The 12,289-nt window shown below is 72.1% G+C and carries 11 protein-coding genes; 5 read left to right on the forward strand and 6 right to left on the reverse strand.

Going from position 1 to position 12,289, the window contains the following annotated elements:
- Positions 1–19: 19 nt before the first annotated feature.
- Positions 20–1,792, reverse strand: a complete 1,773-nt coding sequence (locus OG776_RS07330; protein WP_329319643.1) for a tetratricopeptide repeat protein — start codon at positions 1,790–1,792, stop codon at positions 20–22.
- A 342-nt stretch (positions 1,793–2,134) separates the two neighbouring features.
- On the opposite strand from OG776_RS07330, the gene OG776_RS07335 reads away from it, so the two are divergent.
- From OG776_RS07335 to OG776_RS07345, 3 genes are all read left to right on the forward strand, one after another.
- Positions 2,135–3,595: an MFS transporter gene (locus tag OG776_RS07335; protein ID WP_148014724.1), complete on the forward strand. Its 1,461-nt coding sequence runs from the start codon at positions 2,135–2,137 to the stop codon at positions 3,593–3,595.
- 347 nt (positions 3,596–3,942) lie between these two features.
- Entirely contained in the window at positions 3,943–4,611 is a 669-nt protein-coding gene (locus OG776_RS07340) for a TetR family transcriptional regulator (RefSeq protein WP_187285765.1), read from the forward strand.
- A gap of 289 nt (positions 4,612–4,900) precedes the next feature.
- Positions 4,901–5,368 (forward strand): Zn-ribbon domain-containing OB-fold protein, encoded by a 468-nt coding sequence (locus OG776_RS07345; protein WP_329319645.1) that lies wholly within the window; start codon positions 4,901–4,903, stop codon positions 5,366–5,368.
- Positions 5,369–5,678: 310 nt separating this feature from the next.
- Here the strand turns inward: OG776_RS07345 and OG776_RS07350 are convergent, their stop codons facing one another.
- Together OG776_RS07350 and OG776_RS07355 are read right to left on the reverse strand one after the other, a co-directional pair.
- Positions 5,679–6,065, reverse strand: coding sequence for a PPOX class F420-dependent oxidoreductase (locus OG776_RS07350; protein ID WP_329319647.1), 387 nt, complete (start codon positions 6,063–6,065; stop codon positions 5,679–5,681).
- A gap of 24 nt (positions 6,066–6,089) precedes the next feature.
- Positions 6,090–6,725, reverse strand: a complete 636-nt coding sequence (locus OG776_RS07355; RefSeq protein ID WP_329319649.1) for an HAD family acid phosphatase — start codon at positions 6,723–6,725, stop codon at positions 6,090–6,092.
- 240 nt (positions 6,726–6,965) lie between these two features.
- On the opposite strand from OG776_RS07355, the gene OG776_RS07360 reads away from it, so the two are divergent.
- The gene (locus tag OG776_RS07360; protein ID WP_148011340.1) at positions 6,966–8,312 is read left to right on the forward strand and encodes an NAD(P)/FAD-dependent oxidoreductase; all 1,347 of its coding nucleotides are present in this window, start codon (positions 6,966–6,968) and stop codon (positions 8,310–8,312) included.
- Here OG776_RS07360 and OG776_RS07365 read toward each other — a convergent pair.
- Positions 8,309–9,103, reverse strand: a complete 795-nt coding sequence (locus OG776_RS07365) for a type 1 glutamine amidotransferase domain-containing protein (protein WP_148011339.1) — start codon at positions 9,101–9,103, stop codon at positions 8,309–8,311. The two genes, OG776_RS07360 and OG776_RS07365, sit on opposite strands and share 4 nt — an antisense overlap.
- Before the next feature lie 262 nt (positions 9,104–9,365).
- Between OG776_RS07365 and OG776_RS07370 the strand changes: the two genes are divergently transcribed.
- Positions 9,366–10,733 carry a S1 family peptidase gene (locus OG776_RS07370; RefSeq protein ID WP_329319653.1) on the forward strand — a complete coding sequence of 456 codons (1,368 nt, stop codon included), beginning with the start codon at positions 9,366–9,368 and terminating at the stop codon, positions 10,731–10,733.
- A gap of 95 nt (positions 10,734–10,828) precedes the next feature.
- On the opposite strand, the gene OG776_RS07375 is transcribed toward OG776_RS07370, so the two are convergent.
- Together OG776_RS07375 and OG776_RS07380 are read right to left on the reverse strand one after the other, a co-directional pair.
- On the reverse strand, positions 10,829–11,017 hold the full coding sequence (locus OG776_RS07375; RefSeq protein ID WP_148011337.1) for a hypothetical protein: 189 nt from the start codon (positions 11,015–11,017) through the stop codon (positions 10,829–10,831).
- Between the two features lie 71 nt (positions 11,018–11,088).
- On the reverse strand, positions 11,089–12,252 hold the full coding sequence (locus tag OG776_RS07380; RefSeq protein ID WP_329319656.1) for an ROK family transcriptional regulator: 1,164 nt from the start codon (positions 12,250–12,252) through the stop codon (positions 11,089–11,091).
- Positions 12,253–12,289: the final 37 nt, after the last annotated feature.

Genomic DNA, 12,289 nt, shown 5'->3' on the forward strand with positions numbered 1-12,289 from the left:
GGGGACCCGATGGCGGCGGTCAGCGGCCGGGGACGCGGGGCCGGCCGACGGGTGACGGTGCGGCGGACGGCCGGGGCGGCGGCGGCGGGGCGGGGATGTCGATGTTCATGAACTCGGCCCAGGCCGCGCCGGTCTCGGTGGACCAGAGCTGGTCGAGGTCGGGGTCGTGGGCGATCCAGTCTCCTGTCAGGGTGCTGTCGGGCGTCCGCAGGCTCCGGTCGAGCCGGTTGAGGGCGGACCGGTTGCAGTCCTGCTGCCACTGGGCGCGCGCGTATCCCGTCGGCAGGCACTCGTCCGGCAGGGTCATCGCGAGGGCCAGGAAACAGGCCGCGTTGTAGTGGGTCATCCAGCCGGTCGACCCCTTGCGTACCGGCCCCCAGTGCTGCGAGGTCGCCCGCGGATGGGTGATGGTGCTGTGGGTGTCGGGGTCGTGGGCGGAACCCCTCGTGGTGTGGTCGTCGAAGAGCAGGCGGCGGATTCCGGTGCCGCGCGCCGGGACCCGGGTGCGGACGAGCACCTCCCTGGCGACATGGTCGAACGCGCGGGCCACCGCGCGCTGCTGCCGGTCGGCCGCCACGCTCGTACGGCCGGGGTGGCCGTTGAGATGGAGCTGGGTGAGGTCGTGCGCCGCCGGGGCGATCCGGATCGCCCCCAGGAACGTACGGCGCTGGGAACGCCGCGCGGGCAGCGGCAGGGGCATGAGCCACGAGCCCCAGTAGCGGCGCTCCCCGCTGTTGGACCGGCCGCCGGGAATGCTGTTGCGCAGCCAGCGGCGCAGCAGCGAACGCAGCCGCAGGCGCGCGCAGATGTCGGCGAGGTGTTCCCGGGCCAGGTGTGCCATCCCCTCCAGCTGTGCCCTCCGTTCGGGCGGGAGGTCACGGTCGTGCAGGAGGGGCCGGGCGGCGCGGGAATACGCGATGGCCATGCGGTAGGCGGTCTCTATGTGTTCCGGCCACAGCTCGGTACAGCGCTGGTAGGTGGCGATCGCCCGTTGGTAGCTGTCCGGGTGGTGGGCGTGCATCAGCTCGATGAGCGCCGCCTCACCGTGCCGGAGGAGCAGGTTCCCCGGCGCGAACTTGACGGCCTGGCTGTCGGACCGCAGCGCCGTGCCGTAGTCGACGCCGGCGCTCGCGTCGTCGGCACGGGCCTGCGTGTGCAGACGCTGCTCGTGAACGCCCTTGCGGTAGTGGGTGAAGGCCCGTTCGTCCTCGCCCCAGCGCTCCCAGCGCGGGATCCGGCGCAGCATCTCCGGCTGGTTGCGGACCTGCACGATGCAGTAGACGGCGATCTTCTCGACGAGGCTCTCCTCGTCGACCTCGGCGACGACGCGGGCGGCGACGATGCGGTTCTTCGGCACCCGCAGAATGCGGACCGACACACGGCGGACGGCACCGTCGGGTTCCAGTTCGTGGAGATGGACGGCGTAGCCGGGCGGACTGGCCAGGGCCATGCGGATCAGGGACTCGACCCAGCCCTGCGCGGGCGTGGAGGTCTGCGGCCTGCTCACCGCCGTGGCGGCGGACGGACTGCCGGGAGCGAGGATGCTGTCCTTCTGGTGCTCGGTGAGGTGGGCGGCGAGATGGGCGGTCAGGTGCGCGCCCGGCGCCGCGGAGGCGGGTTCCTCGGCCGGGTCTTCGGGCAGCAGGATGAGCGGCAGGATCCGGCCACGGGCGCGTACCCGGTACAGAAGCGCTGACGCGTTCCGTACGACCCCGAGGGCGATCAGGGCGGCGACGGCCAGCAGGAACCAGTTCGCCACCGTGCCCAGGGCACGCACCACCGCGTCGTCCACACAGTTGCCCGCCCCCCGCTGTGTTCACCGGCCGTCGTGTGCCGATGTCATATCCACCTATACGCGGAACAAGCCATTCATCCGAGCGTGAGACTTTTTTGTCATCTCATCATCTTCATCGGACGCAGTCTCGTCCGACGGGTGGTGACGGGCTTCAGGGACGGGGCCACGGACGGCCGTCCAGCCGTTCGGTGTCGGCGCTGGAGCGCGGCGGGCAAGCGGCGAACCCGGTCCTCCCCAGAGACGTGCAACCTACATCTAATATGTGTCATACACACCTCATGTATGATGCATATCATTTCTCCGCACCCAGGCCCCACAGACACGTACGAGGAGCCCCCTATGGATGCCACCCAGGCATCGAGCCGCTCAGGCGGCGTGGTCGCCACCCTGGCCTTCGCAGGCATCACGGCAGCGATCATGCAGACCCTGGTGACGCCGCTGATCGCGGAGTTGCCGCAGCTCTTGGACACCACCTCGTCGAACGCGGCCTGGGTGATCACCGCCACCCTCCTGGTGGCCGCCGTCTTCGTGCCGGTCTCCGGGCGGCTGGGCGACCTCCTGGGCAAGCGCAGGATGCTCCTCGCCTGTTCGGTACCGCTGATCGTGGGCTCGGTGGTGTGCGCGCTGTCGTCCTCGGTCGTCCCCATGATCGTCGGACGGGGTCTGCAGGGCATGGGCATGGGCATGGTCCCGCTCGGCATCGCCCTGCTGCGCGACGTGGTCCCCACGGAGAAGCTGAGCTCCTCCATCGCGCTGGTCAGCGCGTCCATGGGTATCGGCGGCGGCCTCGGGCTGCCCATCGCCGCCGCGGTCGCCCAGTACGCGAACTGGCGGGTGCTCTTCTGGGGTGCCGCCGTCATGGCCGCGGTCGTGGCGACGCTCGTCTGGTTCCTGATCCCCGACATCCCCGCCCGCGCCGAGGGTCAGCGCTTCGACCTGCCCGGCGCGCTGGGTCTCGGCGCCGGACTCGTCTGCCTGCTGCTCGCGGTCTCCAAGGGTGCCGACTGGGGCTGGGGCTCGGCCACCACCGTCGGGCTGTTCGCCGCGGCCGTCGTGGTGCTGCTCGGCTGGGGAGCGTGGGAGCTGCGGACCCGCGACCCCCTGGTCGACCTGCGCACCACCGCCCGGCCGCGGGTGCTGCTCACCAACCTCGCCTCGGTCTTCGTCGGCTGCGCGATGTACGCGAGCATGCTGGTCCTGCCCCAGCTGCTGCAGTTCCCCGAGGCCACCGGATACGGACTGGGGCAGTCGATGCTCGCCGCCGGCCTCTGGATGGCACCCGGCGGCATCATGATGATGTTCGTCTCCCCGCTCGGCGGCAAGCTCACCGACGCCCGGGGACCGAAGTTCACCCTCATCTCCGGTGTCCTGGTCATCGCCGCCGGCTACGGTCTGGCCCTGGCGCTGATGGGGACCGCCTGGGGCCTGATGCTGGTCGGCATCGTGGTCAACAGCGGCGTCGGCCTCGCGTACGGAGCGATGCCCGCCCTGATCATGAGCTCGGTGCCGCTCTCCGAGACCGCCGCCGCCAACGGCTTCAACACGCTCATGCGCTCCCTCGGCACCTCGGTCGGCGCGGCCGTGATCGGGGTCGTCCTGGCCCAGATGACCACCACGCTGGGCGGATTCACCTTCGCCTCCGAGGACGGTTTCCGCACCAGCCTGATCATCGGCGGCGGGGTCGCGGTCGTCGCGGCGGTGATCGCGGCCACCATCCCGGCCGTCCGTGCCGCGACGGGCGGCGGCGACAAGGAGGCCACCACCGACGCCCGTGAGCAGCAGCTGGCGGTCGAGGCCTGAGCCAACCGGGCCGTGCCCGGCGGAGGCAGGACTCTCTCCGGCACGACGGCACGACGGCACGACGGGCCCCGGTTCTCACCTGCTCGCTACCCACGCGGCGCGACGGACCCGCCGACGCTCTCCGGCCGAGGACCACGCCCGCCCCCTGACGACCGAGGAAGCACTCGGGAGACCTGCCGGCGCCGCCTCTCCCCCGGTCCGCGCCGCCCCTCGCCCGGTCGGCGGCACTCGGTACCCCCGCGCCTGCGCACCGAGTGCCCCCGCCTCCGCGCGATGCTAGGTTCCCGTCCATGAACGAGGGACCCCGGCGCAGCGACACCGCCGACACGACGACGGTGAAGCCCCCCATGCGGGACGCGCTGGTCGCGGCGGCTTTCCAGCTGTTCCCGGAGCGCGGCTACGAGCAGACCACGGTCGACGACATCGTGACGCTCGCCGGGGTCGGCCGGCGGTCCTTCTTCCGCTACTTCCCGTCGAAGGAGGACGTGGTCTTCCCGGACCACGAGCGCTGCCTGGCCGACATGACCGCCTTCCTGGCGGCCGGCACCGACGAGGACGAACCGGTACGACGGGTCTGCGACGCCGCCCGGCTCGTGCTGCGCATGTACGCGGAGAACCCGACCTTCTCCGTGCAGCGCTACCGCCTCACCAAGAAGGTGCCCGGTCTGCGGGCGTACGAGCTGTCGGTGGTCTGGCGCTACGAGCGGGCCCTCGCGGAGTATCTGCGCGGGCGCTTCGACGGCCGCCCCGACGGCGCCCTGCGGGCGGACGTGATCGCCGCCGCCGTGGTCGCCGCGCACAACAACGCGCTGCGTTCCTGGCTGCGTTCGGCCGGGCAGGGCGACGCGGACAGCGCGGTCGACCACGCCCTCGGCCACGTCCAGGCCGTCTTCGGCACTCCTCCCGCCGGCGCTCCGGCCGAGGACCAGGAGGACGTGGTCGTCGTCATCTCCCGGCGCGGGGCGCCCATGTGGCGGGTCGTACGGGAGATCGAGGCCACGCTCGGACGGGACTGAGCGGGACGGGACGAGGGCGGACGCGACCCCGGCGGACGCGAACGAACCGGCGCGAACGAAGCGGCACGGTTGAACGGGCACGGCCGAGCGGGCACGGCCCGCCGGACAGGGTCGACCGGACCCGCCCCGCCGGACCCCGGCGAGCGGCGTGTCACGCGGACGGTGGAGATCCTCGCTCCGACCCGAGGGTACCGAGTGCCTTTACGAGTGGCACTGAGTGCCATACCCTGTGGCTCGTGCGTGGCGATCCACGCACCCCCACTCCGGCCGAGCGCAGGGAGATGACATCATGCACCATCCAGGACTCGCCCTTCATCCGGGCCCCGGGGCTTCGGCGGACGTGCTCGACGCCGACCCCGGACACCTCGCGCCGGGTGCCGCCGTGTTCGCCAACGACCCGTCGGAGAACGGCACTTCGGATGCGGACGCGCTGCTCTTCCAACGCTGCCGCTGGTGCGGCAGCGCGATGTACCAGCGCCTGCTGTGCCCGGTCTGCGCCGGCAGCGACCTGCGGACGGAGGCGAGCACGGGAACCGGTGTCGTCCGTCACGCGACCGTCGTCCACCGCAACACCCCGGCGGCACGGAACGTCTCCCTCGTCGAGATGGCCGAGGGCTTCACCGTCCGTGGCAGGGTCACGGGCCTCGCCACCGATGTGCACAGCGGCGACCGGGTCCAACTCACCACCGCCCAGGACCCGGTGCGCGGACAGCCGGTGTTCCAGCTCGTCGACGGGCCCTACCGGAGCCGGAGCTGACACTCCGTACCCCGGGAGACCGGACGGGCCGCCGTGCGCGACCGGTCCGCCCGAACCGCTCGCGGGCCGGACGCGCGTAAGGCCAGACCCGGCGTCACGGCACCGCGTGCCGTCGCCACCGCCTCCGGTCACGTCCGGCGAACGCCGTACCCCACCCGGGTGGAGCAGGACCGCGCGGCGGTTCATCGGGGCGACGGGTCACCGCGGACGTCGCCGTCGGGTCGGGATCACGCCTCCCCGCTCCGGGCGCCCCCTGCGGGACGGCCGGTACGGACGGGGGCCCGGCACCGGCCGGGCCCCCGTCCGTCCCTCACGGGGCCGGGGTGATCCGCAGTCCGACCGTCCCTTCCGGGCCGCGGCGCAGCCGGCTGCCGAAGAGGGTGAGGCGGCCGAGGATGCCGTACTTGCGTGCGATCATCCCGCGGTAGCGCGCCGTCGTGGTCGGGTCGACGATCTCCGCCGTGGCGGGAACCTGCTCGCCCGTCGGATTGCCGCGCACGTCGCAGGGGCCCACGAGCACGTCCGACCGGTTGCGGATCCGCTTCACCTTCCAGGAGTCCGCGACGGTCCAGGCGCAGAGCGCGTCACCGTCCCTCACCACCCACACCGGCGTCGGGACGCCCGTGCCGTTCTTCCGGTAGCTCGTGATCAGAAGGAACTTGCCCGAAGCGAGCGTGTCGAGCCTTGTCTCGTCCATGACGGGAGTCTAGGCAATCCGAACTCAGGACAGCTGTCCATCGTAGTCGGGCAGCTTGAAGGTGCGCTCGGCGTGGCCCCCGACGAGGTCGGAGTCGTTGTTGCCGACATTGGCGATGATCGTGTAGCCGAGGGACTCGATCTGTGCCCGCTTGGCGGTCTTGTAGGCGCTGACCTCGTCGAACAGGTCGGGCAGATCACGCGTGTACAGGCCGGAGACGGGATAGCCGACGGACGTCAGGTTCCACTTGGTCTCGGCGCCGATGATGCCCGGCCGCGCGCTGATGAAGAAGACGTCGACACCGCGGGAGCGCGCGTAGCGGGCGAGGTCGAGCGACGGCGCGATGGCCGGCGTGGGCAGCTGGTACCAGGGGTGGAAGTCCGTCTCCAGCGAGGTGTTGTCGATGTCGAAGACGACGGCCAGCTTCTGCCCGGCCGCGTCGGCGGTGCGCTGGCGGACGTAGGGCACCGCCTGGTCGAGCGCGGTCCTGACGTCCTGCTGCCAGGTGGCGTAGTCGACGTCGGCCGCCTGCGTCGCGGCCACCGCCGTCCGGGCCGGAGCCGCGGCGGCGGCCCCGGCGGCCGTGACCGTCCCTCCGACACCCAGCGCGACGACCGCAGAGAGCGCGCCGATCCGGCGGCCCACACCACGTCCAGTCATACTCGTCCCCTTTTCACAGCTCATCCGGTCGGAGCGGTGCAGGCGCCTCGGCCGACACCGCGCGACCGATGATCGTGCCTAAGGATGGACGAAAGGGGAAGGCGGAATTACTGATCGGTAGAGAAAATCGTGGCCCTCGTCCGCACCACCGTCCTGCGGTGGCAGACCGGGACGACCCGTGTGAGCCTTGGCTCGCGGGCGGCGGACCACGGTGTCGGCACACGGAGAGAGGCATCACGGATGGACGCACCGAACATCGTGATCGTCGGCGGAGGCTTCGCCGGAGTCGAGTGCGCTCGGGGCCTGGAGCGCGCGCTCGGACCGGGCGCCGCCCGGATCACCCTGGTCAGCCCCACCGACTACCAGCTCTACCTGCCGCTGCTGCCACAGGTCGCCGCGGGGGTCGTCACCCCGCAGTCCGTGGCACCCTCGCTGCGCCGCATCCTGCGCCGCACGGAGCTGCTGCCCGGGACGGTGGCCGGCGTCGATCCCGCCTCCAAGGTGTGTGTCGTCCGCAAGATCACCGGCGAACTCACCGACCTGCCCTACGACTACCTCGTCCTCACCCCGGGCAGCGTGACCCGCACCTTCGACATTCCCGGCCTGCTCGACGAGGCGCGCGGCATGAAGACGCTCGCCCAGGCCGTCTATCTGCGCGACCATGTGATCGCCCAACTCGACCTGGCGGCGGCCACGTCGGACGAGGCCGAGCGCGCGGCGCGGCTGCAGTTCGTGGTGGTCGGCGGCGGTTACGCGGGCACCGAGACCGCGGCCTGCCTGCAGCGCCTGACCACCGCCGCGTCGAAGCGCTACCACCCGCGCCTCGATCCGGGCCTCATCCAGTGGCATCTGCTCGACGTCGCCCCCAAGTTGCTGCCGGAGCTGGGCGACAAGCTCGGGGCGAGCGCGCTGCGCATGCTCACCGAGCGCGGGGTGCAGATCTCGTTGAAGACGTCCGTGGCCTCGGTCACCGAGGACAAGGTGACCCTGACGGACGGCCGGGTGCTGCCGTCGAGGACGCTGGTGTGGACCGCCGGTGTCGCGGCGAGCCCGCTGGTCGACTCGCTGGGCGCGGAGACGGTACGCGGCCGCATCCTGGCCGCCCCGGACTGCACGGTGCCCGGCATGGACGGGGTGTTCGCGCTGGGCGACGCGGCCGCCGTGCCCGACCTCGCCAAGGGTGACGGCTCGTACTGTGTGCCCACCGCGCAGCACGCCGCCCGTCAGGGCCGCCACACGGCGAAGAACCTGACGGCGTTGCTCGAGGGGCGGCCGACCACGCCGTACGTGCACAAGGACCTCGGCCTGGTGGTCGATCTGGGCGGGCACGACGCGGTGTCGAAGCCTCTCGGCATCGATCTGCGGGGAGTGCCCGCGCAGGTGGTGGCCCGCGGGTATCACCTGTACGCGCTGCGCACGGGCGCCGCCCGGTTCCGTACGAGTGCCAACTGGCTCCTCAACGCGGTCGCCGGCGACGACTTCGTCCGCACGGGCTTCCTCGCCGAACGCAAGGGAACGCTGCGGGACTTCGAACACACCGACACGTATCTGACCCCCGAGGCGGTGGCGGCCCGCACGGGCTCCTAGCCCGGTGCCCCGGTGCCCGCAGGGCTCCCGGGTCGGTCTTCGGCGCCGCCCTCCAGCAGTGCGAGGTAGCGGCGGCCGAAGAGGTAGGCGTCGCCCGGCCAGCGGGCCGACAGGTAGGCGCCGTCCTGGACGACGAATGCGTGGGTGTCGTCGGCCGCGGTGCCACGGCGGGTGAGGGTCCGGGGGCCGCGGGAGAACTGCGCGGCCGGGTCGGCGAGCGCCGCCCTGACCTCGTCCTCCACGTAGGCCGGATAGGTGCGGTAGTAGCGGCCGCGGCGCCAGGCGGTGGTGAAGTAGGCGCTGCGTTCCATGTACTTGGGCAGGCAGGTCGTGCGCCGCCCGGCCAGGACGCTGCTGCCCGTGGCCGGGTCGAGCGAGCGGGCGAGCACCAGGACTCCGTGGCAGATCGCGCCGACGGGCCGTCCCAGCGCCCAGAAGCGGGCGACCTGTCGCTGGAGCGCGTCGGATCCGAGGTACTGCCGCATGCCGGGCGCGTGTCCCCCCGGCAGGAGCAGACCGTCGAAGTCGCCGACGGCCACGTCCTCCCAGGACACGGTCGCGGTGAACTCCGGTGCGCCGGTGAGCTGTCGGTAGTGGCGCCGGGGTACCTCCTCGGCGCCCAGCCGCCCGAACAGCACGCCCGTGAGCAGCAGCGGGTCGGCCGCCGGACGGGTGCCCGCCCGCTCGGTGGCGAACACGACCTCGTGTCCCGCCTCGGTGAGGATCCGCCAGGGCACGGCCACTTCCGTGACGTCGGCATCGCGGTCGGGGACCGGCATCAGCACGCGCATGCGGTCATCATGCCAGGCGGCGGGAGCCCTTCCCGGGGCCGGTCCCGGCCGCCGAACTCCCGCTGTACGGACGGCATCACGCGGTGGGGCGGGGGCCGGTGAGCTGCGTGGTCGCCGTGGTGGACGGGGCGGCGCGCACGATGTGAACCGGAGACCGGTCCGGCGGTGAACGCGGCGGCACGGACGCACGTATGGAAGGAGGGCCCACGACCGGGGCCCCGGCGGTGGTGACACCGTGCCGTACGGCTTCGGGAGCCCATGCATGAGGCACGCACGACGACGGATCGTCCGACGGGGGGCGCGCTTCGCCGCCGTCGGCGGGCTCCTCTGCGGCGGGCTGATGGTGACGCACGCCATGGCGAGCGAGCCGTCCGCCGCGTCGCGTGCGCCGGAGAGCGCCGCACAGCTCGCCGCGGCCAAGGGCGCCGGACTGGTGTCACGTCTCGGCACCTCACGTTCGGCGGGCAGCTGGATCGCCGGCGACGGCCGTCCCGTCGTCGCGGTGACCGACTCGACGGCGGCCGCCGAGGTGAAGAGAGCAGGAGCCCGCCCGAAGGTCGTGCGGCACAGCATGCGGGACCTGAAGTCCGTGACGCAGGCGCTCAAGTCGGCGCCGCGGGTGGCCGGCACCGCCTGGGCGATGGACTACGTGAACAACGAAGTGGTGGTGCAGGCCGACAGCAGCGTCTCCGCCTCCGACTGGTCGCGGATGACGAAGCTGGCCCAGAGCATGGGGAGTTCGGTCCGTATGGAGCGAACCCAGGGCACGTTCACCACGCGGTTGAACGCGGCGCAGCCGATGTTCTCGACCGGCGGGCGCTGCTCGGCGGGGTTCAACGTGACGAACGGGAGGAACGAGTTCATCCTGACCGCCGGACACTGCGGGCCGGCCGGTTCGGTCTGGTTCTCCGACAACCAGGGCACCAAGCAGCTCGGGCAGACGATCACCACGGCGTTCCCCGGCAACGACTTCTCGCTCATCCAGTACAACAACGGCGAGAACGACACCGGCAACAACGTCGTCTCGATCGGTGGCGGCAAGGGCGTCGAGATCCTCGGGGCGGCCGACGCGACCGTCGGGCAACGGGTCTTCCGCAGCGGCAGCACGAGCGGGCTCCACGACGGACGGGTGAAGGGGCTCGACGCGACGGTCAACTACCCCGAGGGCACCGTGACCGGTCTGATCGAGACCGACGTGTGCGCCGAACCGGGCGACAGCGGCGGGCCGTTGTTCTCCGAGGGGATCGCGCTCGGCGTGACGTCCGGGGGGAACGGCGACTGCTCAACGGGTGGTACGACGTTCTTCCAGCCCCTCACCAGGGCGATGACGGCGCTCGCCGTGAAACTGACCGGACCGGGCGCCCAGGGCCGGGGGGCGGCAGCGGCCCCCGCCCAGAACTCCCCCGCCCCCGCGGCCTCCCAGGGAACCGCCGTGGCACCGGGGTCGGTGCAGGCCGTGGGGTCCGGGAACCCCGTGTCGCTCCTCGACCGGCTGACCGACCCTCAGAACATCGGCCCGGGCCTGCTGGTGATCGCCGGAAGCGTCATCGCGCTGGTCGCCACGCGGTACATCCGGACGGAACAGGACCGCAATCGCTACCGGCGGCAGTACTCGCAGAGCTGGGGCTGAGGCAGGACCACAACGGAGCAGCCGGAGGACTCGGGGGAGCCGGGAGAGGACCCGGGTCCCCGTCCGTCACCGGCGCGCGGGGCGGCCGAGCGGGGTCAGGCCGCCTGGGTCGGCGACGTGGGAGCGGCCTCGGCCCACTCCAGGACGAGCCGCTGGTACTCCCGGCGCTCGTCCCCGCTCAGCGTCCCACCGGCACGGAACCAAAGGGCCCGGATCTCCTCGTTGACATCGGTGGCGGAGCGCACGGAGTCGCTTTCAGGAGTGGTGGACATGGTGTGAAGCATACGGGCCCCGTAGTGAAGGCGATGTGAGTAAAGGTACACGTGGCGACATTACGGACCGTGAACCTGATCACTCATTCGTCGGCCGGCCCCAGGACGAGCACCTGGATCGCCAACACGGCCGCTCCGCGCGCCCAGTCGTGGAAGTCGGAGACCTTCGTCTCCAGATCGACGGGGTCGGCCAGTGGATGCCGGTGGGTGAGGACGGTCTCCTCGACGACCCGGCCCGCCACGTCGACGAGGCCGACCCCCTCCCCGGCGAGCAGGATCTTCCGGGGCATGGCGAAGTTGGCGATCTGCGCGACCAAAACGCCCAGCGCGCGGGCCGCCTCGTCGACGACACGGGCGCAGACGGGATCGCCCGCGGCGGCACGGGCGAGGATCTCCTCGTACGTCGCGTCCCGCCCGGTGGCCGCCCGGACCTGGTAGCGGATGCTGGGGACGGTGAGGAACGAGACGGCGCTGCCGCGCTCCCCGTCGGGACCGAGGGGGCCCTGCGGACTCACCATCCACCGGCGGCCGACATCGCGGCCGTCCTCGGGCGAGGGCACCCGCCGGCCGCCCAGGACGAGGCCGTAGCCGATCCCGGCACCGATGGTGAGGACCGCGAAGCGGTCGAGCCCACGGCCCGCGCCGAACCAGGTCTCCGCCTCGACGAGCGCGGCGACGTCGTTCTCCACGACCACGGGCAGCCCGGTGCGCTCCTCGACGAGTCCGGCCAGCGGGACGTCGCTCCAGCCGAGGAAGGCGGACTCGACGACGACCGCCCGCTTCTCGACCCGGCCTCCGACACCGATGCCGATACCGGCCGGCTCCGGGAAGGCGCGCCCGAACTCCTCGGTCATCTCCCGCACGAGGTCGGCGACTTCGGCGGGATCGTGGGTGGTGAGCGGGCGGTCGTGACGGGCCACCACCTCGCTGCGCAGCGTGGTGACGACGCCGTAGACCCGGTCCTCGGTGATCTTGATCCCGATGAACGCGCGGGACCCGGTGTCGATGTCGAGGGGCTGCGACGGACGCCCCTGGCGCACGACGGGCCCCTCCCCCGCACCGGCGGCCTCGATCAGCAGGCCCGACTCGGTCAGCGGCTTGGTCAGCCGGGTGAGGCTGCCCGCCGAGAGGTGGAGCCGGCGCGCGAGCTCGCTGCGCGACAGCGGTCCGTGCGCGAGCACCTCGATCGCCACGGCCCGTTCCCCCGGGCTCAGCGGCAGCCAACTGGCGGCGGTGGGTGGGGTCATACGTGTCGGACTCCCTCAGGATTTCCTTTTGCCCCGG

The sequence above is a fragment of the Streptomyces sp. NBC_01689 genome (genome assembly GCF_036250675.1).
Classification (GTDB): domain Bacteria; phylum Actinomycetota; class Actinomycetes; order Streptomycetales; family Streptomycetaceae; genus Streptomyces.